At 49.0% G+C, this 22,921-nt stretch carries 23 protein-coding genes; 17 read left to right on the top strand and 6 right to left on the bottom strand.

The annotated features are described in order from the left end of the window. Positions 1 to 223: 223 nt before the first annotated feature. On the bottom strand, positions 224 to 1,474 hold the full coding sequence (locus TK45_RS13355) for a GGDEF domain-containing protein (protein ID WP_131259343.1): 1,251 nt from the start codon (positions 1,472 to 1,474) through the stop codon (positions 224 to 226). 66 nt (positions 1,475 to 1,540) lie between these two features. Further along, a complete protein-coding gene (locus TK45_RS13350) occupies positions 1,541 to 4,096 on the bottom strand; it encodes a penicillin-binding protein 1A (RefSeq protein WP_131259342.1) in 2,556 nt (851 codons plus the stop codon). Positions 4,097 to 4,230: 134 nt separating this feature from the next. On the opposite strand from TK45_RS13350, the gene pilM reads away from it, so the two are divergent. The 9 genes from pilM (at position 4,231) to TK45_RS13305 (ending at position 12,831) form a co-directional block, all read left to right on the top strand. Then, positions 4,231 to 5,313, top strand: a complete 1,083-nt coding sequence (gene pilM, locus TK45_RS13345; RefSeq protein WP_131259341.1) for a type IV pilus assembly protein PilM — start codon at positions 4,231 to 4,233, stop codon at positions 5,311 to 5,313. After that, positions 5,301 to 5,912 carry a PilN domain-containing protein gene (locus TK45_RS13340; protein ID WP_131259340.1) on the top strand — a complete coding sequence of 204 codons (612 nt, stop codon included), beginning with the start codon at positions 5,301 to 5,303 and terminating at the stop codon, positions 5,910 to 5,912. Before pilM ends, TK45_RS13340 begins: the two co-directional genes overlap by 13 nt. Beyond that, positions 5,909 to 6,505, top strand: a complete 597-nt coding sequence (locus tag TK45_RS13335) for a type 4a pilus biogenesis protein PilO (RefSeq protein WP_131259339.1) — start codon at positions 5,909 to 5,911, stop codon at positions 6,503 to 6,505. The genes TK45_RS13340 and TK45_RS13335 overlap by 4 nt, the downstream gene beginning before the upstream one ends. A 1-nt stretch (position 6,506) precedes the next feature. Next, positions 6,507 to 7,043 (top strand): pilus assembly protein PilP, encoded by a 537-nt coding sequence (locus TK45_RS13330; RefSeq protein WP_131259338.1) that lies wholly within the window; start codon positions 6,507 to 6,509, stop codon positions 7,041 to 7,043. Next, complete coding sequence (locus tag TK45_RS13325; protein WP_131259337.1) at positions 7,036 to 8,790, top strand: type IV pilus secretin PilQ; 1,755 nt, start codon at positions 7,036 to 7,038, stop codon at positions 8,788 to 8,790. The genes TK45_RS13330 and TK45_RS13325 overlap by 8 nt, the downstream gene beginning before the upstream one ends. Positions 8,791 to 8,986: 196 nt before the next feature. After that, entirely contained in the window at positions 8,987 to 9,502 is a 516-nt protein-coding gene (aroK, locus tag TK45_RS13320) for a shikimate kinase AroK (RefSeq protein ID WP_131259336.1), read from the top strand. A gap of 27 nt (positions 9,503 to 9,529) precedes the next feature. Further along, on the top strand, positions 9,530 to 10,591 hold the full coding sequence (gene aroB, locus TK45_RS13315; RefSeq protein WP_131259335.1) for a 3-dehydroquinate synthase: 1,062 nt from the start codon (positions 9,530 to 9,532) through the stop codon (positions 10,589 to 10,591). A gap of 3 nt (positions 10,592 to 10,594) precedes the next feature. After that, positions 10,595 to 11,944, top strand: a complete 1,350-nt coding sequence (locus TK45_RS13310) for an SPOR domain-containing protein (RefSeq protein ID WP_131259334.1) — start codon at positions 10,595 to 10,597, stop codon at positions 11,942 to 11,944. 71 nt (positions 11,945 to 12,015) lie between these two features. Then, a complete protein-coding gene (locus tag TK45_RS13305; RefSeq protein ID WP_131259333.1) occupies positions 12,016 to 12,831 on the top strand; it encodes a Dam family site-specific DNA-(adenine-N6)-methyltransferase in 816 nt (271 codons plus the stop codon). Here TK45_RS13305 and TK45_RS13300 read toward each other — a convergent pair. The 3 genes from TK45_RS13300 to TK45_RS13290 form a co-directional block, all read right to left on the bottom strand. Continuing rightward, positions 12,828 to 13,010, bottom strand: coding sequence for a DUF2970 domain-containing protein (locus tag TK45_RS13300; RefSeq protein WP_131259332.1), 183 nt, complete (start codon positions 13,008 to 13,010; stop codon positions 12,828 to 12,830). The genes TK45_RS13305 and TK45_RS13300 overlap by 4 nt on opposite strands. Next, positions 13,010 to 13,318 (bottom strand): hypothetical protein, encoded by a 309-nt coding sequence (locus TK45_RS13295; RefSeq protein WP_131259331.1) that lies wholly within the window; start codon positions 13,316 to 13,318, stop codon positions 13,010 to 13,012. The genes TK45_RS13300 and TK45_RS13295 overlap by 1 nt, the downstream gene beginning before the upstream one ends. Positions 13,319 to 13,449: 131 nt before the next feature. Next, positions 13,450 to 14,118: a TorF family putative porin gene (locus TK45_RS13290; protein ID WP_131259330.1), complete on the bottom strand. Its 669-nt coding sequence runs from the start codon at positions 14,116 to 14,118 to the stop codon at positions 13,450 to 13,452. Between the two features lie 285 nt (positions 14,119 to 14,403). Here TK45_RS13290 and rpe point away from each other — a divergent pair, with 285 nt between their 5' ends. From rpe to TK45_RS13250, 8 genes are all read left to right on the top strand, one after another. Next, positions 14,404 to 15,081, top strand: a complete 678-nt coding sequence (gene rpe / locus TK45_RS13285; RefSeq protein ID WP_131259329.1) for a ribulose-phosphate 3-epimerase — start codon at positions 14,404 to 14,406, stop codon at positions 15,079 to 15,081. A 13-nt stretch (positions 15,082 to 15,094) separates the two neighbouring features. Beyond that, positions 15,095 to 16,102 carry a tryptophan--tRNA ligase gene (trpS, locus tag TK45_RS13280; RefSeq protein ID WP_131259328.1) on the top strand — a complete coding sequence of 336 codons (1,008 nt, stop codon included), beginning with the start codon at positions 15,095 to 15,097 and terminating at the stop codon, positions 16,100 to 16,102. Positions 16,103 to 16,117: 15 nt separating this feature from the next. Then, positions 16,118 to 16,702, top strand: coding sequence for an aminodeoxychorismate/anthranilate synthase component II (locus TK45_RS13275; protein ID WP_131259327.1), 585 nt, complete (start codon positions 16,118 to 16,120; stop codon positions 16,700 to 16,702). 264 nt (positions 16,703 to 16,966) lie between these two features. Continuing rightward, positions 16,967 to 18,172, top strand: a complete 1,206-nt coding sequence (locus tag TK45_RS13270; protein WP_131259326.1) for an aspartate aminotransferase family protein — start codon at positions 16,967 to 16,969, stop codon at positions 18,170 to 18,172. Positions 18,173 to 18,190: 18 nt separating this feature from the next. Further along, positions 18,191 to 19,204, top strand: coding sequence for an arginine N-succinyltransferase (astA, locus tag TK45_RS13265; RefSeq protein WP_131259325.1), 1,014 nt, complete (start codon positions 18,191 to 18,193; stop codon positions 19,202 to 19,204). A gap of 15 nt (positions 19,205 to 19,219) precedes the next feature. After that, positions 19,220 to 20,686 carry a succinylglutamate-semialdehyde dehydrogenase gene (gene astD / locus TK45_RS13260; RefSeq protein ID WP_131259324.1) on the top strand — a complete coding sequence of 489 codons (1,467 nt, stop codon included), beginning with the start codon at positions 19,220 to 19,222 and terminating at the stop codon, positions 20,684 to 20,686. 96 nt (positions 20,687 to 20,782) lie between these two features. Next, on the top strand, positions 20,783 to 21,583 hold the full coding sequence (locus TK45_RS13255) for a DUF1338 domain-containing protein (RefSeq protein WP_131259323.1): 801 nt from the start codon (positions 20,783 to 20,785) through the stop codon (positions 21,581 to 21,583). A 102-nt stretch (positions 21,584 to 21,685) separates the two neighbouring features. Further along, positions 21,686 to 22,300, top strand: coding sequence for a tetratricopeptide repeat protein (locus TK45_RS13250; RefSeq protein WP_131259322.1), 615 nt, complete (start codon positions 21,686 to 21,688; stop codon positions 22,298 to 22,300). An 88-nt stretch (positions 22,301 to 22,388) separates the two neighbouring features. Here TK45_RS13250 and TK45_RS13245 read toward each other — a convergent pair whose 3' ends face one another. Continuing rightward, positions 22,389 to 22,724 (bottom strand): DUF3718 domain-containing protein, encoded by a 336-nt coding sequence (locus TK45_RS13245; RefSeq protein WP_131259321.1) that lies wholly within the window; start codon positions 22,722 to 22,724, stop codon positions 22,389 to 22,391. Positions 22,725 to 22,921 lie beyond the last annotated feature (197 nt).

The following is a 22,921-nucleotide window of genomic DNA, read 5'->3' as shown; positions in this document are numbered from 1 at the left end:
ATTGCTATCCAATCCTTGAATGTCGGTAACAGGTTACATTCATGTCGGATACCGTTCAGCACATAAGGTGAAATCAATTAGTTGTCGGGCATAAGCGGGGCATAGGCGATGTCCTTATCATTCGCTGGAAAAAAGTCGTCATAAAAATTAGCAAATGATTGTCAGCCGGCAAGAGGATTTGCTGGGTTATTCAGTACAGGACTGAATTATAAGGAATTTTAAATTAGCTTTGTTCGACGCGATTTCGGCCATTTTGCTTGGCAAGATAAAGTGCAGTGTCGGCCGCTTTGAGCGCATCAGCCGGTTGCTCGGTATAGTTGATCAAATGCAGGCCTGCACTGATGGTGACGGTTAACGACCCGCCGTTAAAATGAACATCATGGCCGGCAACGATTTCGCGCAACTTTTCGGCCTGCTCCCACGCGCCTTTCCGTTCACGGTGACGACTGATAATGGTGAATTCTTCTCCGCCGGTTCTGGCGAATACATCATGGTTGCGAATGTGGCTTTCTACCAACAGGGCAAGATCCTGTAATACCAAATCGCCCACATCATGGCCATGGGTATCATTCACCTGTTTGAAGTGATCGATATCAAACATTATCAATGCCAGATAATCCGAGTCGTCCGACATCTCACGCTGTAATGCCAGATCAAATGCCCGACGGTTAAAAATTCCGGTTAAGGGGTCTGTCAGAGAGCGTTGCTGGAATTCATCCCGTTGCTCACCAATCAGCGTAAACGCCTGGCGCATCAGCATAAAGTTACGCAACATAAACAATAAGATAGTGCCGATAATCACCAATGCTGCGGCACATGAAATCATCAGATTGCGACTCAGTTGTTGTTCACGTGCCAGTAAGGTGGCGGCGTTTATTTCAAGAATAACAAATGCCTGTGGGGTGTCGCCAACGCGAGGAATTGGTGCGGCAGCTGCGATAAAGGTACCGTATTCATCGGTATATAAATGGGTAAAGATATAATTTTTGCCCTCTGACAGTACCGCATACGACTCGTAGTCAAATTCATCCTGTGGGGGAAATTCCTCGCGAAAATCTGATGCCTCCAGAACATACGCGGTATCACCGTCTTCCAGTACCCATGCGGTGTCGAGGATCAAAAAGGTGGTGTTGTTTTCAATGGTCAGGGTACTGACGTAGTGCACATCTTTGAGACTGCGATGCAGCTGTGCTAACGGCTGTAGTACCATGTCCGCGATGGACTTATCTAACTGCGTCTGGTTCGCCAGATAGGCATGTTGTACCGGATCGATAAGGTTTGCCGCCACGGTCGCCATTTCATTGATATGGTCGAGAAAATCACTCTTAAAGGTACGTTGTGCTTCGGCGTAAAACAGCCAGATACTCAAAAACGGCGTAATGATCACCATGCAAACGGTGATAATGACACGTCGCCGCGCAATATTAAGCGTGTGTTTTATCTGCTGGTCATCACTGTGGTGCTGAAATGGCATAGGGACAACAAACTACCTGTCATCTACTAAACCTATGCCAAATTGTGTTGAAGTAAAGTTTGTCGGCTAGAAAATATCGCCCAGTGTTGACTGCTCAGTTTGCTGGGTCTGTTCTATTTCGTCATCACGCACAAATTGGGTCGGTTGCGTGCCGGCCTTAAAATATTCAAAGCGCGAGGTGAAATCACTGCGTTGAGTGAGTTTGCCTGTGCTGCGGTCAATTCTGACTGTGACAATATTCGGCGGTACAAAAAACTCCTGTTCCGCCTCTTTCAACAAGGCCTGCTGCATAAATCGAATCCACGCTGGTTGCGCCACTCTGGCGCCGTCTTCGCCACCTACCATGGCATTACCCAACCAGTTATAACGTTGGGGATTCTGATTTATCAGATACTGGTTTGCGCTCGTGCGCCCCAGCATGCGGCTCATATCGTCAAAGCCAACCCAACTGGTAGCTACGAGATTCGGGGTAAATCCGCTAAACCAGGTATCGCGCGCATCGTTGGTGGTACCGGTTTTGCCTGCTACGTCATCACGATGCAAAAGATTCGCGGCACGCCAACCCGTACCTTGCCAGTAGGTGTTGGTGCCCCATTTGCCATTAGTCTTTAAGGCAGTACGCATCATATCGGTCATTAAGAATGCATTATCGGCACTGATTACCCGCGGTGCTTTCGGTGCTTCGAGGCTTTGTGACGACTCCAATTCTTCGCGGGTTTGCTGCGTTGTGTCGGGTTCTGTCGGCGTATCGAGTAGATTGGTTAGCACGCATTCTCGGCACGCCAGCGCGGGATTGGCTTGCCAAATCGTGTCACCATCAATATTTTCTACCCGCTCGACCAAATAGGGCTCGACTAAAAATCCACCATTGGCGAAGGTACTGAAGCCGGTTGCCACCTGCAGCGGGGTCAGAGACGCAGAACCCAGTGCCAGCGACTCATCGCGCGGAAGTTCTTTTGGGTTAAAGCCAAAATTGGCCAGATGATTGATAACATTATCCAGCCCTACCGCCCGCAGCAATCGTACGGAGACCACGTTTTTAGACTTACCCAGCGCCACTCGCATACGAATGGGCCCATCATATTCTTCCGGTGAGTTCTTTGGACGCCACGCCAACCCTGAGGCACGATCCCACTGATTGATTGGCGCATCGTTAATGATGCTGGCTGGGGTAAAGCCATGTTCCAGAGCAGAGGAATAAACAAAGGGTTTAATGTTAGATCCGACCTGACGTTTAGCCTGAGTCGCCCGGTTAAACTCGCTGTGATAGAAGTTATAACCGCCGACCAAAGCGCGGATCGCTCCGTTAAGCGGATCCAGCGCAACAAACGCGCCGGTCACATCGGGAATTTGACTAATTTGCCATTGTTGCTGCTGATTCTGGCGGATGTAAATAAGCTGACCTACCTGCGCAATGTCTGCTGCTGTCTGAGGATCAGGCCCTTGTTCAATATCGGAAATAAACTGTCGTGCCCAGGCGAGGCCATCCCAGTCAATTCTCAGCCGGGTACCGTCTTTGTTCACTACGTCGATAGATTGTTCCTGTACTGCCAACACGGCTGCCGGGGTCAATGGGCTGTATGCCGGCGTGGCGGAGAGCATGTCGAGTATTTGCGTTTCGTCAACGGGAGTTGGTTGGTCGGCCGGCCAAAGTTGAGCTATCGGCCCGCGGTATCCATGACGTTCGTCATAATCGTGCAGGTTCTGAATGACCGCGTCTGTTGCCGCTTGCTGAATATCGGATGGGGTTGTGAGATAAACTTTGTAGCCCATCGTCTCGGCTTCTTCGCGACCATATCGGCGTACCATTTCCTGATAGGCTAAATCAGCTACGTAAGGGGCGTTGACTTCGATTTCTGCTCCGTGCAAGCGGGCCGTGACGGGCGCCGCAACCGCCTCCATGTATTGGTCTTTGTTAATGTAACCTTCATCCAGCATACGCAATAACACTATGCGGCGACGTTCCATTGAACGCGAGGGGTGGCTGATGGGATTCAGCAGTGACGGTGCCTGGTGTAAACCGGCGATGGTTGCCATTTGCGCCAGTGTCAGCTCCTGAACGTTTTTGCCGTAATAGACCTGCGCGGCAGCACCAACACCAAATGCGCGATGGCCTAATTCATATTTATTCAGGTAAAGCTCAAGGATTTCATCCTTACTGAGGACCTGTTCCATCGCCAGGGCGATAAAAATTTCTTTTATCTTGCGTTCGAATTTCTTTTCGCGACTGAGGAAAAATCCCCGAGCCAGCTGCATGGTCAGGGTACTGGCACCCTGACTGCGCTCTCCTGTGCGAATTAGGTTAACGGCGGCGCGAAAAACGCCGATAAAGTCGATACCAGGGTGCTCGTAAAAACGACTGTCTTCAGTGGCGATTACTGCATCGATCAGGGGCTGCGGTATTTCTGACAGTTTAAGCGGAATACGGCGCTTAATTCCGTACTGGGAAATTAACTTGCCATCTGACGTATAAATTTGCAGCGGTGTTTGTAAATGCACATCTTTTAATACGTCTACACTGGGAAGTTGCGGTTTATAGTAATAATAAAGGCCAATAATCAGCCCGGTCGCTAAAAAGCAACCTATCAGGGTAAGTAAGAATAAACGTTTGAGATACTTCACAAAACTAATGATAACAGGGCAATTACAGCAAAATGACTTATATTTTATACCTATGTACCGTTATTAGAACCAATTAGGAAGTAAAATAAGTTAATAATATGCTTCCCGCGGTATCAACTGGATGGGCTTAACCGGTGTTAAAACAAATTTTAAAGAAAAAGCAGGCGCAAATTATCGGCATTGATATTGGCTCCCGCGCGGTAAAGGCGGTGCTTTTACAAGAAACCGAGAATGGTCACGAAGTGGCAGCCTGCGCCTGTGAGTATTTACCGGCCAATGTATTGGTTGACCGTGACGTGCGTGACGCTGAAGCGTTGAGCAATACGTTGCGCAAAGTAAAGTTAGCCCTGAAAACCAAACAAGATGATATCGCCACTGCCGTTTCCGGAAGCTCTGTCATTACTAAAGTGGTCTACATGGATAAAGGGATGAATGATCTGGAGCTGGAAACCCAGATTGAACTGGAAGCCGACAGTTTGATCCCTTATCCATTAGATCAGGTTTACCTGGACTTCGAGGAGTTAGGTGACAGTAAAGCCGCAGAAGAAAAAGTCGATGTGCTATTAACCGCAGCCCATAGGGATCTGATAGATACCCGCGTCACCGTATTGCAGGAAGTGCAGTTCGTGCCCAAAGTCATCGACGTTGAAACCTATGCGCTGGCCAATGCATTACTTCATTTTGCTCCCGTTGCCGACACGGAAGATGACCAGCCACAGCCCGTGGTGTGTGCCAACATTGGCAATAATATGATGACGCTGGCTGCTGTACAGGGCGACGACGTCATTTATTGCAAAGAACATATGTTCGGCTCAGATGTGATTTTGCAGGATTTAGCGATTATGAATTCGCTGGATAAGCTGGAAGCGGAACGTCAGCTTATCCAAAATGAATTGCCAGCGACCTGGCGGCAGGACTCTTTGCCGCAATTTGTGGCGAATCTGGCTCAGCAGTTATCACGCGCAATACAGATGTATGCAAGTGCAACTGGAAAAGGTACCCCATCTTCCATCATGATAGCTGGCGGAGTCGCCTGTATCGAAGCGATTAACGAAGAGCTAAGTCGAGAGATGAATATTCAGGTCGAGATTTTTAACCCATTTGCCCACCTCACGATCAGTGAGCAGGCTGCCAAGCAGGGGGCTGAGCGTTTGGCACCACAAATGGCAATTGCCGCAGGGCTGGCGAGTCGGGGATTTGCACCATGGCACATATAAACCTGTTGCCGTGGCGTGAAAAGCAACGGCAGGCAAAGAAAAAGGAATACCTCGGAATACTGGGGCTTGTTGCCTTTGGCGCGTTCGCTGTGATGTATCTGGTGGGGATGACAATCGACCATATGATTGATAATCAGCGTCACCGCAATCAGTTTATGCAAACGCAAATTGCCGGTCTGGATGCCCAAATTGCGAAAATTAAAGATATTAAAGAGAAGAAAGCAGCGATTGAGCAGCAAATGGCGCTGATTGAACAGTTACAAACCAGTCGTAACGTTGCTGCACATGTATTGGATGAGTTGGCCAAGATTGTGCCAGCCGGCGTGAGCTTTAAAAGCCTCAAGCGCACCAACAATCAGATTGAGGTGCAGGGGCAAAGTGAGTCCAATAACCGCCTAGCCGAATTTATGCGCCAGTTGCAAAATTCTGAGGTGTTTGACCGTGAAGATCTGTCTTCGATCCGCGCTAGTCAGGATGCAGGTGGTGCAGTGAGTGATTTCAAAATTACCTTTCACGTGAGTAACAAGGTTGCTCCGGATCTAACGCTGGCTGAAAACAAAGCGGATGACAAGAAAGGTAAAAAAGGAGGCAAAAAATGAAATTTGATTTTGCCAAACTGAAGGAAATGAATGAGCTGGATTTCGAACAGGTTGCGTTCTGGCCGTTTGAAGTCAAGACCGTGGTGGCGCTGGTTGAAGCGATTATCGTTGGTGTGTTGTGTTACTACCTGGTGGTCAGTGACAAATTACCGGTGTTAGACCAAGAGCAAGCCAAGGAACCTGAATTACGCAGTACTTATCAGGTGAAGTACGGTATCGCCGTTAATCTGAGCGCCTACGAAGAGCAGCTGGCACGCATTCAGGATGACTTTTCTTCTATGTTGCGCTCTTTACCGACCAGTGATGAAACGCCGGGTCTGCTTGATGACATTACGTATGTGGGTACGTCGGCAGGCTTGACCTTCAAGTTGCTCGACTGGCAGCCAGAAGTCGCCAAAGAATTTTATACAGAGTTACCGATTCAGATGGAAGTACAGGGCAGTTACCACCAGTTTGGTGAGTTTGTGTCCAGTGTTGCTGCGTTGCCGCGTATTGTGACGATGCATGATTTCGATATCAACCAGACTAACGAAGGGCTTAACCTGAAGGTTAAAGCGAAAACCTATCGTACTGGCACATTGGTGGAGCGCTAAGATGAAAAAAGTGCTTATGTTGCTACCACTGATGACCTTGGCTGGATGTCAGGCGGATGTGTCTGATTTGCAAGCGTTTATTCAACAGGTCAACAGTACGACTCAGGTTACCATCGAAAAATACCCTGAGTTTTCACGCATGCCACCTTTCGAGTACACAGGAAAAGATAAGCGTAATCCGTTTCAGCGTCCTAAGCGTGAAACCTATGAGGTGGCGGATACCAAAAACGTCAACTGTCCTCAGCCCGATTTTCGTCGTCAGAAGCAACCTCTCGAGCGCTATGGGATAGACGCGCTGCAATTTAAGGGGTCATTTGACGCAATGGGCACCAAATGGGGGCTGGTACAAAGCAGTGATGGCGGATTATACAAAGTTAAACCGGGCGATTTTCTGGGACTGTTTTATGGCAAAGTCACCAGCATCACGCCGGACGCGATAGTAATTTCAGAAATGTTGCCTGATGGCACCGGGTGTTGGCTTAGAAAAGATGCCAAGTTGACAAAGGCCTCAGCAGCAGGAGAGCAAAGTGATGTCTGAGCGATATATCTTTAACAAAAAATTGAACAAACAGCGTCGCGTTTGGCCTTGGGTTGCGCTGGCTGCGGTATCTTTGCTGGGCTGGCACGCCAGCGCGCAAGAACCGGTGTTGGTCAACACCGAAGCACATACTATGCAGGTGGTTACCCTGAATGACGTGCAATTTCAACGCACCCAGGACGGCGGTGCTCGCACCGTATTGGTATTCGATCAGCAGGGTGTGGATGCTCAGTTCGAAAAATCCGCGGATGCACTGCGCATCAATTTAGCCAACGTTAATGTCTCTGAAGAGCATTTATACCAGTTGGATGTGACGGACTTCGCGTCTGTGGTGACGATGATTGAAACTTTCCAGGAAGGTGAGAACGCCGCAGTCGTGTTCACGTTGGCGGATAATGTCAAATGGATTGAGCAAAGCAGTGACAACAGTTTAGTGATTGAGATTTCGCCGGTGAGTCAGCAAGAAGCGATGCAGGAGGCTGAGGCGGTGCAATCCGATTATGCCGGTGCACCTATCTCGCTGGATTTTCAGGATGTTCCCGTACGTCAGGTACTGCAAATCATTGCGCAGGTTAATGGCTTTAATCTGGTTACGACCGATTCTGTGAATGGCAACGTGACAATCAGCCTGAGCGGTGTTCCCTGGGATCAGGCACTGGATATGATCCTGAAAATCAAGGGCCTGGATAAGCGTGTTGAAGGCAATATTTTGCTGGTGGCACCGGCCGATGAACTGGCAGCGCGTGAAGCTCAACAATTGCAGTCGCAACAACAGGTGGCGGAACTGGCACCACTGACGTCAGCAAACTTACAGATTAACTACGCCAAGGCAGCTAACATTGCTGCGATTCTGAAATCTCCGGAAGGCGGACTGCTTACCGCCCGTGGTTCTGTCACGGTGGATGAGCGAACCAATACCATTCTGATCAAAGACACGCAGGAGTCCATCGATCAGGCACGTGATATGGTGCGCACGCTGGATATTCCGGTGAAACAGGTGCTGATTGAATCACGCATGGTCACCGTACGTGACAATATTTCCGATGAATTAGGGGTACGCTGGGGGTTCAGTGACCAACAAGACACCGATGGGGTATCGGGTTCGCTGGAAGGTGCGCAAACCATTGGCAGCGGTAACATTCCTTCTCTGACAGATCGTCTGAATGTGAATTTGCCAGTCAGTGGCGCGGCGGGTCGTTTTGGTCTGAGTATTGCCCGCTTGGCGGATGGCACCATTTTGGATCTGGAATTATCGGCGCTGGAGAATGAGAACAAAGGCGAAGTGATTGCAAGCCCACGTATTACAGTTGCCAACCAGCATGATGCCTATATCGAGCAGGGTACAGAGATTCCATACGTACAGGCAACTTCCAGTGGCGCTACCTCGGTTGAGTTCAAAAAGGCGGTGTTGAGTTTGAAAGTGACACCTCATATCACCCCGGACAACCGTATTATTCTGGATCTGGTGATTACTCAGGATACCCGTGGTGACACTGTCTCTACCTCGACGGGTCCTGCGGTCGCCATTGATACTCAGGAAATCAGTACACAGGTGCTGGTGGAAAACGGTGAAACCATCGTGTTGGGCGGTATTTTCCAGCAAAATGCCACGCAAGCTGTTACTCAGGTGCCTTTGTTGGGTGATATTCCGGTGTTAGGCCATCTGTTCAAAAACAGACAAAACCTCAACGAAAAGCGCGAATTACTGATTTTCGTGACACCGAAGATTATTCTCGAATCCATGTAAATCTGGTTATTGGATAACGGCACCTGCGGGTGCCGTTTTTGTTTATCTTCGGATAATGGCTAATTAAACGGCGCAATGCTTGCAAAGTTGACAGGTAAACTGAGATAATCCGGCGTTCTCAAATGACCCGGGTTAATACCGGAGGTATTAGAGCTTTCCACCTTACGATTAATTATTAGTTTGTGACCTGAAAAATATGGCCGAAAAACGTAATATCTTTCTCGTCGGACCCATGGGTGCAGGTAAAAGCACCATTGGCAGACACCTCGCCGACGAACTCCATTTAGAATTTTATGACTCCGATCAGGAAATTGAGCGCCGTACCGGTGCAGATATTGCCTGGGTTTTCGATCTGGAGGGTGAAGAAGGTTTTCGAGTTCGCGAAGAAAATGTCATCGAAGATCTCACCGAGAAGCAAGGAATTGTATTAGCCACCGGCGGTGGTTCAATCATCAGCAAGAAAAACCGTAACCGTTTATCTGCCCGTGGTATTGTGGTGTATCTGCAAACGACCATCGAGAAGCAAGTTGCGCGTACTCAGCGTGATAAGCGCCGTCCACTGCTGCAAAATGGTGAACCTGAGCAGGTGTTGCGTAGCCTGGCCGATGAACGTAATCCTATGTATGAAGAAGTGGCGGATTACGTGGTACAAACCGACGACCAAAGCGCGCGCGCAGTGGCCAACCAAATCATCGAAAAAATCGGTTTGTAATCAAACCCTTCTTACGGAGCTACGCTCATGAGCCTGTTAACTGTTAGTCTGGGTGAGCGTAGCTACCCGATTTGTATCCAGACTGGTTTGCTGCAACAGCCACAACTGGTCAATCAATATCTTCCTTATCAACATCTGGTGGTGGTAACCAATCCCACAGTTCGTGCCTTGTACGGTGCAAAGTTGGCGGCTGCCTGTCCACATGCTCAATGGATCGAAATTCCCGACGGCGAAGCATATAAAACGCTTAAAAGCTTCGAACAGATTATGACCACACTGCTGGACATGCACGCGGCGCGGGATACCTGTTTAGTGGCATTAGGTGGCGGTGTGATCGGTGATCTGACAGGCTTTGCGGCTGCTTGTTATCAGCGTGGCATTCCCTTTGTACAAATCCCAACCACCTTACTGTCACAGGTGGATTCATCGGTTGGTGGTAAAACGGCGGTAAACCATCCGCTGGGTAAAAATATGATAGGCGCGTTTTATCAGCCACAAGCGGTGCTAATTGATATCGATAGTTTGCACACGCTACCCCCTCGCGAATTTGCCGCCGGTATGGCGGAAGTGATCAAGTACGGCATTATTTACGATGCGGCATTTTTCGCCTGGTTGGAAAATAATGTCGGGGCTTTGAAAGCATTAGAGCCTGAGGCCATCCGTTATGCCGTGCAGCGTAGCTGTGAAATAAAAGCAGAGGTAGTTGCTGCCGACGAAACTGAACAGAATATTCGCGCCATACTTAATCTCGGCCATACCTTTGGGCATGCAATCGAGGCAGAAATGGGCTTTGGCACCTGGTTGCACGGCGAAGCAGTGGCCACTGGTATGATATTTGCTGCACAAGCATCAGCAGCACTTGGTTGGATGAGTGCGTCAGAAGTTCGACGTATCACCGACCTGATCGCTGCCTTTGATTTACCGGTCAAAGCCCCTGCTCACATGGGTTATGCGCAATTTATCCAGCATATGCGCCATGATAAAAAAGTGAAGCAAGGTGCCATACGCTTTGTCATCGCAGATAAAATTGGTCATGCGGTGATCACTGAGTTACCGGAACCGTTATTGAGAGACATATTGGCAGAGTAACCATTGACGCAAGGACACACACGCCCCCCATTTCAGGATTTGCATGCACGCCTGGATCATCTGGTGAACTACTCGTCGCAATTAATTTTTGTCGGCGGTGATTCTCTCGCACAGCATAACGAATTTGTTACTGAGTTTTTAGCACGCAAAAGTGAGCAGGCTAATGTCGCTTACCTAATTGGTAAGGAAAACCTTTCGCTGAGTCAGGCGCGTCAGCGCATTGTCGAACAGTTAGTGGGCAAGTTACGTCTCGATTATGCGCGGCCATTGGCCGAGATCCTGCCCCATGCATTGGGCAATAGTCCGCAGTTTATTCTGATTGCAATTGTGCATGCGGATAAGTTGCATAGCGATATCCTCAGTGAGTTGTGGGACATTATTCGCCATAGTCGTTCTGAGCGTTTGCGCCATCATATGAATGTGCTGTTATTTGGCCCTGCTGACTGGGCCGCTGAGAGCAAGGCTTGTCTCCCCGCCCATCGTGATGAGCAACCGGTATTGCTGGCGCAGGAAAGAATTAATTTGAGCGATAAAGACGCCTCTTCAGTTAATCAGGATCAGACTGATGACGGGTTTATTTATGAGCATCGCAATACCCGTTCATTTAAGGATGCCTGGTGGTGGCGGGCAATGATGATGGTGTTGGTGATGTCCGCCGCTTTGCTGGCGCTGCACCGATTTTATCCGGATGGGGTGTCAATGGTATGGCAGGATGTACAGGAACTCACTACACCCGATATCGCCAACCAACTGCCCGAACCAGCTGCGCTTAAGATTCCCGCCAATCAGTTACCTGTGACTCACTGGGCAGCGCCTGCTAGCGAAGACATGGCGGATAAAAATAACCTGCCTCAAGCGGCTGAAAGCGCGGTGGAGAGTGAGCAGAACACAAACCCGTCAGATGAATATGTTGAAGTGCCGCACGATTTGCAAAGCCCAGAACATCAGGACATGGCTTTAATTGATACAGACAATACGCTACAGACAGAACAGACAGAACAGACAGAGCAAACAGACCCATTGCTGTCAGTGCCCAAGCAAGATGCAGTGACTGTTGAGCCGGAAATTGATAGCCGTCGTTATTATCTGCAAATCGTAGGTATGGAAAATATCGATTTGTTAAATGAGTTCGTTTTACGCAACAAGCTGAGCGGCGAGTTGCTTCAATATGCCACACGTCGTGATGATCATGGCTGGCATGTAGTGGTGTGGCGTCATTCTTTTGATTCACTGGAGGCCGCTCGTGCAGGGATTGCAGAGTTCCGGAAACAGTGGCCTGATTTACAGCCCTTTGTAAAATCCGGGCGACAAATAAGTCGCGAGCAGGCCAGAGCGTCGTCGCCGTTTGAATAAAATTCTGTTCTTGCAAGATCCCTGTGGTTACAATGCATGTTCCGCATTAATGTCGTAAAAAAACCATAATAATGAAACACGCCCCAACCCGCGCCTTTCTAAAATGGGCAGGGGGAAAATTCGGATTGATGAAAGAGATCAAAGCACACTTGCCGGAAGCAGATGTGTTGGTTGAGCCTTTTGTTGGTGCCGGTTCAGTGTTTCTGAATACTCAGTATTCGGCCTATCATCTCAATGACATTAATCCAGACCTGATCAATCTTTATCAACTCCTCAAGACCAAACCGGATCAAATTATCGCTGACATTGAACGCCTGATGCAGGAGTACAACAATCAGGCCGAGCGCTACTATGCGCTGCGTGATGAGTTTAATCAGTGCAATGACATTCAGCGGCGTTCAGCGCTATTTGTTTACCTCAACCGCCATGGATACAACGGATTGTGTCGCTACAATCGTAAGGGCGGGTATAACGTACCATTTGGACGCTATAAGCGGCCGTATTTCCCGCAAAAGGAAATGTGGGCGTTCGCAGAGAAGGCGCAGTTGGCCACATTCAGTTGTTTGTCTTACCAGGATGTGATGCGTAATGCACCGGCAAATGCGGTTATTTATTGTGACCCGCCGTATGCTCCAATCAGCGAGACGGCAAAATTCACCGACTACGCCAGAGTGGGTTTTTCGTTAGACGATCAACATCAGTTGGCAGTGTTGGCTCGCGAAGCAGCGGCCCAAGGGACGTCGGTGCTGCTGAGTAATCATGATACAGCGCTAACCCGCGAGTTGTATCGCGGCGCCAGGCTGACCAAGTTACATGTGTCGCGCACAATCAGTCGCCACGGTGCCAGTCGCAAAAAAGTAGGTGAGTTACTCGCGCTTTACCGCTAGTGGGTAATGACATTCACCAGTGCAATCAGTCCTGCTATAAACAAAGCCACAAACACGACGCCTACCAGAATGTAGGGGACGAATGATTCCTGATTAAAATCTGCCTGTCGATTGGCTTCGCTCTGCACGCCAAAGGCGCTGGCTAATACGCTCTGAATGATCCGCCAGAGCCTGGACATTATGGTCCGGGTGAGGTCTTGGCTGGTTGGGCGTCACTGGTGTGACGGCTGATAAGCTCGAGTAGATCGAGGAAATGAAATTGTCCGCTTTGACTATTACCCACTAACCAATTACCCCAGCTGACATCCGACTCGGTGTGGCTGGCGCAAACATTGTTAGGGTGGCTGGCTGGCAGGTTGTTGTCGTAGGTAGCGACACCGCTACACATAACATTGCTGTCCGATTGCGGAACGAGCACATGCGCAACTACAGCGGTCATTGCCACTGATGCCAATAAAAGCGACGTGCGCTTAATGGAGTTGTTCATATCCGGTGCTCCTATCCGAAGATTGAGCCATTATAAACAAGTTCAAAAAAACAACAATAGCGGTTTGACCCGTAAATCGGCACTTAGGCGAAATGCGCCAGAGCATCATAAAAATGCTCTGGCTCAATGACTTAGAATGAGGTTGACCAGCTAACCACCAGTTTCAGGTCATCATCCGATAACGCTGAGTCGGTCGTTTTTGAAACTGAGAAGGTAAAGTCACCTTTGCTCAGGTCCAACTGGGCATGGCTGTAATCTGCATCCAGTGCGCCATCCACATCAAAATCATAGTGACCCACTGTCAGAGCCAGTGAGTAGTCTTCCGACAGGGCGAATTCATAACCAACAGAATAGTAGAGGTCGCCCTGACCAAATGGCGCTGCATCATCGGCATCGCTGTTGATGGTGTAGGCGATGCTGAAGTTAAAGTCTGCCATGGCACCTTTAAAGTACAGTTCACCGAAATCAGAACCATCGTATTCGCTTTCTAAGTAAGCGTAATAAACGTAACCGACGTCATAGCTAAATCCGTCGGCTTCGCCACTGTATCCCAGATATAAATCGGTTTCGGCTGCGTTGCCGATACCCCAATCGATGGTACCGATCCAGGTACCCGCATAGAAACCACTTTCATTACTGTAATCCAGACCGCCGGATACAGAAGCACCGTCGGCAGACTGAGTGACACCGCGCCACAGATAGTTGCTGGTCGCACCAAAGTTTGCACTGACCTCCGCCTGAGCGATTGAAGCAGCAAGTAATAAAGGTGCGGCAATTGTGAGTGAAGTAAGTTTTTTCATTTAGTGTGTTCTCCATTTCGATTTAACTGGACTAACGCAAATTCAGTACCCATGCGCCAAACTCAGGCTAAATCCAACTTAAATACTTCATAAGTATCTGATTAATAAGAATTAAAAAAATAAAGAACGGTAGGGCCAGTTGGTTGTAAGTATTATGGATATAGACCTTGTGGTGAATTTTTGCACTATTTTAGGGCGCACGTCTTGAATTAGTGCATCACAGCGATACTTTTTCTCCTCCGTGCTTTTGGGTAAAGTGTCTGCGCTATCAAAAGGATTGTATAAATGACTGATTTTCTTATTGCTCCTTCTATTCTCTCTGCCGACTTCGCGCGTCTCGGTGACGATACGCAACGGGTGTTAGATGCAGGGGCTGATGTGGTGCACTTTGACGTGATGGATAACCATTACGTCCCAAATCTGACATTTGGGCCGATGATTTGCAGTGCGTTGCGTAAATATGGCATTGATGCACCCATCGATGTGCATTTGATGGTGGAGCCGGTCGATGAATTGGCTCAGCGTTTTGCGGATGCCGGTGCGAGTTGGATAAGCTTCCATCCGGAGGCAAGCCGTCATGTAGATCGCACCATCCAATTGATCAAAGACGCGGGCTGCAAAGCGGGCCTGGTGCTTAACCCGGCTACACCACTAAGTTATCTGGATTACACTATCGAGCAGGTAGATCATATTCTGTTGATGTCGGTAAACCCGGGGTTCGGCGGTCAGTCATTTATTCCCGCGACGCTGGAGAAGTGTCGTCAGGTCAGGCAAAGAATCACACAAAGCGGCCGCGATATTCGCCTTGAAATTGACGGTGGCGTAAAAGTCGATAATATTCGCGCCATTGCTGAAGCTGGTGCCGATACGTTTGTTGCCGGTTCTGCAATCTTTAACCAACCCGATTATGCTGCGGTGATTGATTCCATGCGCAGTGAACTCGCAAGCGCTAATTTGAAATAAGACAGTATTTATCATGACAAAACCTATCGTACTAAGTGGATGCCAGCCATCCGGACAACTGACCATTGGCAATTACATGGGCGCGCTGCGTCAATGGGTTGCTATGCAGGACGAGTACGAATGCCTGTATATGCTGGTGGATTTGCATGCGATTACCGTGCGCCAGGAGCCTAAAAGCTTATATGAGGCGAGCCTTGATGGTTTAGCCCTTTATGTGGCCTGTGGTATCGATCCGGCTAAGAGCACCATCTTTTTACAATCCCATGTTCCACAACATGCTGAACTAGCCTGGGTCATGAACTGTTATACCCAGATGGGTGAACTGAATCGTATGACGCAGTTCAAGGACAAGTCAGCCAAGAATATTACTAATATTAACGCCGGTTTGTTTACTTACCCTGCGCTGATGGCGGCTGATATTCTGTTATATCAGGCCAATCAGGTGCCGGTAGGCGACGATCAAAAGCAGCATCTGGAGCTGGCCCGTGATATCGCGACACGTATGAATAATTTGTACGGAGATGTCTTTACTGTGCCTGAACCCTATATTCCTGAATTTGGTGCGCGGATCATGAGTCTGCAGGACCCGGGTAAGAAAATGTCCAAGTCGGATGATAATCCGAAAAACTTCATTGGCTTGCTGGAAGACCCCAAGAAAGTTGCCAAGAAAATCAAAAGTGCAGTGACAGATTCAGATGAGCAGGCGCGCATTTACTTCGATCAGAAAGAAAAACCGGGTGTATCAAACCTGTTAACCCTGTTGTCTTGTGCGACCGGAAAATCGGTTGAGTCTCTGGTACCTGAATATGAAGATAAGATGTATGGGCATTTGAAAGGCGATACCGCGGATGCGGTGGTCGCATTGTTGGAACCTATTCAACAACGTTTCCATGCATTACGCAGTGATCGTGCTGAACTTGATCGGATTATGGCTGCGGGCGCAGAGCAGGCCGGTGCGAGGGCTGCAGATACGCTGAGAAAAGTGTACGACGTTTTGGGCTTTGTTCCCCGCCCTCGCTAAACGGGTAGCGTCAGCATGCTGTTGCTGATCGACAATTACGATTCTTTCACCCATAACCTGGCGCGGTATTTCACCGAGCTGGGGGCGGGCGTGAAAGTGGTGCGTAATGACCAAATATCATTGAGTGAAATCGAGACTCTGCAGCCCGATGCTCTGGTCATCAGCCCCGGGCCTTGCACACCCAACGAAGCCGGCGTCTCGTTGCAGGCTATCAGTAGGTTCGCTGGTGTATTGCCAATTCTGGGAGTCTGTCTTGGTCATCAGGCTATTGGCCAGGCGTTTGGCGCCAACGTAGTACGCGCACAGCGGATTATGCATGGTAAAACCTCGCAGATACGTCACGGTGGTGACGACTTATTCGATGGCGTGGCGTCCCCCTGTGAAGTGACCCGTTATCATTCGCTGGTGGTTGAAAGTGAGACTTTACCCGCCTGTTTGACCGCCACCGCCTGGTGCGACGATCATGGTAGCCAAACCATTATGGCCATGCGCCATACTGAATTACCGGTCTGGGGGGTGCAATTCCATCCAGAATCGGTGCTTACTCTCGCCGGTCATCAAATCCTTAATAATTTCCTACAGTTAGCGCGGATAAAATAATTTAACAATTTATTTACCCGCATATTTATTTCTTCCATCAACCATCCGATGCCAGTGTGAGGCAGCAAATTTATGCTGTGCGCGTGGAATGGCCGTTTTGAACGTACAAATAGTTATGCAGATTATTTGCAAAACTAGTCCAAACCCTTGAAATATAAGGCCTGCGGCATATTGCAGATGAAGACAACTGTTTAAAATTTTGCCATAATGCGCGCAAAATTTTACGTCCCCATGGACGGTCATGCCCTGCATTAGGAGTACAAAATGAAAGTAACCCGCGAATTATTTGATGAAGTAATGGCCCCTAACTACAACCCGGCGAAGATGATTCCTGTCCGTGGTGTTGGCTCACGTGTGTGGGATCAGAATGGCGAAGAATATATCGATCTGGCGGGTGGTATTGCAGTAAATGCATTGGGTCACTGTCACCCGGCACTGGTCACCGCGCTGAAAGAGCAAAGTGAAAAACTGTGGCACCTGAGTAACGTGTTTACCAATGAGCCCGCTCTGCGCCTGGCCAAGAAATTAACTGACCTGACGTTTGCCGACCGTGTGTATTTCTGTAACTCAGGTGCAGAGGCTAACGAAGCCGCACTGAAACTGGCGCGTCGTTGGGCACTGGATCATTATGGCGAAGATAAAAACCAGATTATCGCCTTCAAACAGGGCTTCCATGGCCGTACTTTCTTCACCGTGACGGTTGGTGGTCAGCCAGCGTACAGCGATGGTTTCGGACCAAAACCAGGTGCTATCGACCACGTGGCGTATAACGATCTGGACGCATTAAAAGCGATTATGTCAGACAAGACCTGTGCAGTGATGATGGAACCTCTGCAGGGTGAGGGCGGCATTATCAGCCCAACCGACGAATTCATTAAAGGCGTGCGTGAACTGTGTGACAAACACAACGCCCTGTTGATCTTCGATGAAGTACAGGCGGGTGTAGGCCGTACTGGTCATTTGTATGCCTATATGGGCCTGGGCGTTGCGCCAGATATCCTCACTACGGCTAAAGCCCTGGGTGGTGGTTTCCCTGTTGGTGCCATGCTGGCAACCGCAGATGTTGCCGCCAGCCTGAAAGTGGGCACGCACGGTAGTACCTACGGTGGTAACCCATTGGCCTGTGCGGTAGCCGAGGCTGCGATTGATACCATCAACACCCCGGAAGTGCTGGAAGGCGTTAAACAGCGCGAAGCACTATTCCGTAAGGGTTTGCAGGCAATTAACGAAAAGTATGACGTATTCTCTGAAGTGCGTGGCAAAGGGTTGTTGCTGGGCGCTGCGCTGAACGAGAAATATCAGGGACGCTCGCGTGATTTCCTGGTCGCGGCTGCCGATCACAAATTGATGTGCCTGGTGGCAGGTGTGAACGTGGTGCGTTTCGCACCGTCGCTGATTATCAGTGAGGAAGACATTGCCGAAGGTCTGGCGAGATTTGAAAAAGCCGTAGCTCAGGTTGTTAACGGCTAATCTGCCGGGAAACCAATTATGAACATCATACGTCCCATCAATCAAAACGACTATGATGCGTTATACGATTGTGCAGTGAAGTCAGGCATTGGCTTTACTTCGCTGCCAGTTAACGAGGATCTCCTCAAACGCAAAATCAGTCGTGCTGAGCGTTCGTTTAAAGCGGACGTTCAGGTACCGGGCGATCAGGGCTACCTGTTCGTATTGGAAGACAGCAACAGCGGTGAGATTTTAGGCACCAGTGGTATCGAAGCCGCTGTGGGCCTTGAAGATGCATTTTATCATTACCATATGGGTAAGGTGGTGCATCACTCCCGCGAACTCAATGTACACAAATCGATTGATATTCTGACCCTGTGTAACGATTACACCGGTGTGACTGAAATCTGTACTTTGTACCTGCATGAGCATGCGCGTAAGCACAACAATGGTCGTTTCTTATCTAAGTTTCGCTTCTTGTTTCTCGCAGAGCATCGTAAGCGCTTCGCGGACAGAGTGATTGCCGAAATGCGCGGCGTCTCAGATGAGCAGGGTAATTCACCTTTTTGGCAGTGGTTAGAAGAACATTTCTTTTCAATGGACTTTCCTACTGCGGATTACCTGACGGGGATTGGTCAGAAGCAGTTCATTGCTGAATTGATGCCCAAGTACCCTATTTATGTCAGCCTACTGAGCAAGCAGGCGCAGGCAGTGATCGGACAGGTACACGAGAAAACCCGCCCAGCGCTCAAATTGCTGCAATCCGAAGGATTCAGTTGTCGCGGCTACGTGGATATTTTCGATGCTGGCCCGACAGTAGAAGCGTCGCTTGAGCATATTCGCAGTGCCCGCTACAGTCGTCGCCTGCCAGTGGTAATTGGTGATGTGGCGGGTGCAGATAAGTACATGATTATTAATACCAGAGTCAGTGACTTCCGTGCGGTTATGCAGCGTGCTGTAATACAGGACAATAAGCTGGTGATCAGTCAGGCCAGTGCAGACGCATTGCAGGTCAGTAGCGGGGACTGGGTTCGTTTTTCACCCGCAGTCTGAATAACAGGGGATAGCATGAATAATTTATACATTAATGGTCAGTGGCTTGCTGGCGAAGGCAAAGCATTTGACTCTATCGACCCAGCGCGCAATCAGGTTATCTGGTCGGCTGGCGCGGCATCAGTGGCACAAGTAAATGCTGCTGTAGAGTCTGCGCGGGCAGCGTTTTTACCCTGGAGTGAATTCACCTTTGATGAACGTCTGGCGTTTGTGAAACGCTTTGGCGAGTTATTGGGCGAACACAAAGCCGAATTAGCTCAGGTGATTGCGGAAGAAACCGGTAAGCCATTATGGGAAACCGCCACAGAGGTGGCAGCCATGATTGGTAAAATTGGCATCTCCGAGCGAGCTTACCATGAGCGTACCGGTGTCGTTGAAAATCCCATGCCGCAAGGTAAAGCCTTCATCCGCCATCGTCCACACGGCGTGGTTGCGGTATTTGGTCCATACAATTTCCCGGGCCATTTACCTAATGGTCACATCGTGCCGGCATTGTTAGCCGGTAATACGGTGGTGTTTAAACCTAGCGACCTGACCCCTAAGGTGGCAGAAAAGACGGTTCAATTATGGGATAAAGCCGGCTTACCGTCTGGCGTATTGAATCTGGTACAGGGCGAAGTTGAAACCGGCAAAGCGCTGGCGTCACACGCAGGATTAGACGGTTTGTTTTTCACCGGCAGTTCACGTACCGGTAAATTGTTGCATGAACAATTCGCCGGTCACCCAGGTAAAATTCTGGCGCTGGAAATGGGCGGTAACAACCCGCTTATCGTTAAAGATATCAGTGATATCGATGCGGTTGTGCACGACATCATCCAATCTGCGTTTGTTACCAGCGGCCAGCGCTGTACCTGTGCCCGCCGCTTGTTTATCGAAAATAACCCACAGGGTGATGCGATTGTGGCGCGCCTGGTCGAGGTGGCATCGAATATTACGGTTGGCGACTACGCTGCCGAGCCGCAACCCTTTATGGGCGCGATGGTTTCCCGTGGTGCAGCCCAAGGTATGATTGCCGCGCAACAGCAATTGCAGCGTTTGGGGGCGACCTCTTTGCTGGAAATGCGTCATCTTGATGAAAACACTGGATTCGTAACGCCGGGGATTATCGATGTTACTGGCATTTTGGACGTGTTCCCGGATGAAGAGCATTTTGGCCCCTTGCTGAAAGTGATCCGTTACGTTGATTTCGATGCAGCATTACTGGAAGCGAATAACACCCGTTTTGGCTTGTCTGCAGGCTTACTGAGTGATGATGCCGAATTATATGACTATTTCCTAAACCGTATTCGTGCTGGTATCGTGAACTGGAACCGCCCAATTACGGGTGCCAGTAGTGCAGCGCCTTTTGGCGGTATTGGTGAAAGCGGCAACCATCGCGCCAGTGCTTACTACGCAGCGGATTACTGCTCTTATCCAGTCGCTTCGGTTGAGTTGGAAAAGGTGGAAATGCCAGCCAGTTTGAGTCCAGGGCTTAAATTCTGAGCAGTTGCGCTGAATCAAAACGAACAACTAAAAATTAGTTAGTATTCCCGCGCCTCCACTATGGAGGCGCGCTACCAATATAAAGAGTTGATAAACATGCATACCAACGTCGATACCCTATTTGCAAATATGTGGCAGGATTACGTTGCCATTACGCCATCCGCCAACAAAATTCATCAGCTGCTGGGTCGTGGTGATGACATCATCAATGACCACGTGGCTTTTCGTACGTTTAATCATCCTAAAGTAAATGTCGCTAAACTGGCCGCGCATTTACTTGCATTAGGCTATGAAGAAAAAGGTGATTACGTATTTGAACAGAAGAAGCTCAAAGCCAAACACTATGAGCACAGCGACCCGACCAAGCCAAAGGTGTTTATCAGTGAGCTGCTGGTAGAGGAATTCTCTGACAAGCTGCAAGCTGTTGTGCAGCGTATCGTCGATCAAATCGACGAAGCTGCAGTTAGTGCCGAAAACTTTTTGTATTCGGGAACCCAGTGGAAAATTACCACCGCAGAATATGAACAGTTACTGGAAGAGTCCGAATATGCGGCATGGCTGGCGGCGTGGGGCTATCGCCCTAACCACTTCACAGTAAGCGTGAATTATTTGAAGGGTTATGACAGCCTCGAGGCGGTTAATCAGGCACTCAAAGATGCGGGATTCCGTTTAAATACCTCAGGTGGTGAGATTAAAGGTGGCCGTGATGTGTGTCTGGCTCAATCTTCTACGATGGCAGATAAAATGCCGGTGGAGTTTGCTGACAAGACCATGGAAATTCCGAGCTGCTTCTATGAATTCGCTGAGCGTTTTGAAATGGCCAACGGTGAACTTTACACCGGGTTTGTTGCCGCCTCTGCGGATAAGATTTTCGAAAGTACCAACGCCAAAGGTTGATACCCAAGCCCGCAGTAAGCGGGCTTTTTTCATTATGGATGGTCAGGATTCTGCTATTCTCGCCGATATGCTGAATATGATTACTTTACCCGTCGTGCCGTTATGAAAAGGTTAGTTGCCTGCCTGTTGTTATTGCCTGCCCTGTCATTTGCGCAGGACGATATCAAGCTGGTCCAGTTATATTCGCAGGATGAACTGTTAAAGCTGATTGATGCCAACGCCCATCTTGACCGTATGGTAACCGATCGTTGCCAGTTGGTGCAGGACGTAGAGGCCCGCGCGATGACCTTAAAATTACCGGCTTTTCAGTTTTTATTTGGCGATATGTTGGCATGGGGCGTTTGTGTTGAACGGGATGCAGAGCGTGGCATCTATTATATGAAGCAAGCGGCTGAACAAGGTATGCCGGCGGCGATGGAGCAGCTTGGCCGCTATTATGCTCAGGGCAAACTGGTACAACAGGATAAAGAGCGAGCGGTGGTGTATCTGCGTGAAGCCTCCTCGATGGGCAATCTGAAAGCGCAAATTCAATTAGCTGAACTATTTATAGACGGTTATGGCAGCCCCTACGATTTTGAAGATGCTTACCGTTGGTTGTATGGTGCGATTACGGCAGATGACGCGACGCATAAAAGAATCAGTCGATGTCTGACGAAGTTAGAAACCCTGATGCATCCCAAGGCAGTGAGAGCCGCAAAACAAGCGGTAGATAGTTAAACAAAAACGCGGCATGGCCGCGTTTTTTGATTCTGAATGGTTATTTTTATTGTGGTGTTGGATATGCCCCTGGAAATTGAAAGGTAAGTTATTCTGCGATGTGTACCGCCGACTCAGGTGTCACCCTGGCTAAGTCGGTAATGCTAACCGCCGGAACCTGTAACTTACTTGCCACATTAAACGAGTCATAGTGCATGGCAAAATCGTAGGCAGACATTTGATTGCAAACTAATTTTTCACGGATGGTTTTCATACGAAGATGTGCCTGCGCTACGCGGTGCTGAAACTTACCGACGTGGTCGTCTCTGATTGACTCGCAGATGCCTACCAGTTGTGTTTCCAGATAAGTTTGTGGAATTGACGAAGCACTTGCAGATAACGATGCAGTTAAAGCCAGTGCACAAGTGATTAATTTCGCTTTCATAATAGGGGCTCCTAATAAACAATGAGTGACATACTCAGTTAATTAGTAGCGTGCAGGTGGAAGAAAGTTAGCGCCGCTTGTATCTGAATATGTCAGAACCCCTGAACTGAGATACTCTATTACAGTTGCGGAATTTTCGACATCATCCGGTTACATTTATGCATCGAATTGACACAGTTGCCGAGATTTTCTGCATT

This window comes from Bowmanella sp. JS7-9 (genome assembly GCF_004329715.1).
Classification (GTDB): Bacteria; Pseudomonadota; Gammaproteobacteria; order Enterobacterales; family Alteromonadaceae; genus Pseudobowmanella; species Pseudobowmanella zhangzhouensis.
This window is presented reverse-complemented; position numbering and strand designations above follow the sequence as displayed.

What these genes read in the sequence shown, in the direction of transcription:
- TK45_RS13355 (WP_131259343.1), bottom strand. Translation starts at nt 1,474, where the DNA reads ATGCCATTTCAGCACCACAGTGATGACCAGCAGATAAAACACACGCTT.
- TK45_RS13340 (WP_131259340.1), top strand. Translation starts at nt 5,301, where the DNA reads ATGGCACATATAAACCTGTTGCCGTGGCGTGAAAAGCAACGGCAGGCA.
- TK45_RS13335 (WP_131259339.1), top strand. Translation starts at nt 5,909, where the DNA reads ATGAAATTTGATTTTGCCAAACTGAAGGAAATGAATGAGCTGGATTTC.
- TK45_RS13330 (WP_131259338.1), top strand. Translation starts at nt 6,507, where the DNA reads ATGAAAAAAGTGCTTATGTTGCTACCACTGATGACCTTGGCTGGATGT.
- TK45_RS13325 (WP_131259337.1), top strand. Translation starts at nt 7,036, where the DNA reads ATGTCTGAGCGATATATCTTTAACAAAAAATTGAACAAACAGCGTCGC.
- aroK (WP_131259336.1), top strand. Translation starts at nt 8,987, where the DNA reads ATGGCCGAAAAACGTAATATCTTTCTCGTCGGACCCATGGGTGCAGGT.
- aroB (WP_131259335.1), top strand. Translation starts at nt 9,530, where the DNA reads ATGAGCCTGTTAACTGTTAGTCTGGGTGAGCGTAGCTACCCGATTTGT.
- TK45_RS13305 (WP_131259333.1), top strand. Translation starts at nt 12,016, where the DNA reads ATGAAACACGCCCCAACCCGCGCCTTTCTAAAATGGGCAGGGGGAAAA.
- TK45_RS13300 (WP_131259332.1), bottom strand. Translation starts at nt 13,010, where the DNA reads ATGTCCAGGCTCTGGCGGATCATTCAGAGCGTATTAGCCAGCGCCTTT.
- TK45_RS13295 (WP_131259331.1), bottom strand. Translation starts at nt 13,318, where the DNA reads ATGAACAACTCCATTAAGCGCACGTCGCTTTTATTGGCATCAGTGGCA.
- TK45_RS13290 (WP_131259330.1), bottom strand. Translation starts at nt 14,118, where the DNA reads ATGAAAAAACTTACTTCACTCACAATTGCCGCACCTTTATTACTTGCT.
- rpe (WP_131259329.1), top strand. Translation starts at nt 14,404, where the DNA reads ATGACTGATTTTCTTATTGCTCCTTCTATTCTCTCTGCCGACTTCGCG.
- trpS (WP_131259328.1), top strand. Translation starts at nt 15,095, where the DNA reads ATGACAAAACCTATCGTACTAAGTGGATGCCAGCCATCCGGACAACTG.
- TK45_RS13275 (WP_131259327.1), top strand. Translation starts at nt 16,118, where the DNA reads ATGCTGTTGCTGATCGACAATTACGATTCTTTCACCCATAACCTGGCG.
- TK45_RS13270 (WP_131259326.1), top strand. Translation starts at nt 16,967, where the DNA reads ATGAAAGTAACCCGCGAATTATTTGATGAAGTAATGGCCCCTAACTAC.
- astA (WP_131259325.1), top strand. Translation starts at nt 18,191, where the DNA reads ATGAACATCATACGTCCCATCAATCAAAACGACTATGATGCGTTATAC.
- astD (WP_131259324.1), top strand. Translation starts at nt 19,220, where the DNA reads ATGAATAATTTATACATTAATGGTCAGTGGCTTGCTGGCGAAGGCAAA.
- TK45_RS13255 (WP_131259323.1), top strand. Translation starts at nt 20,783, where the DNA reads ATGCATACCAACGTCGATACCCTATTTGCAAATATGTGGCAGGATTAC.
- TK45_RS13250 (WP_131259322.1), top strand. Translation starts at nt 21,686, where the DNA reads ATGAAAAGGTTAGTTGCCTGCCTGTTGTTATTGCCTGCCCTGTCATTT.
- TK45_RS13245 (WP_131259321.1), bottom strand. Translation starts at nt 22,724, where the DNA reads ATGAAAGCGAAATTAATCACTTGTGCACTGGCTTTAACTGCATCGTTA.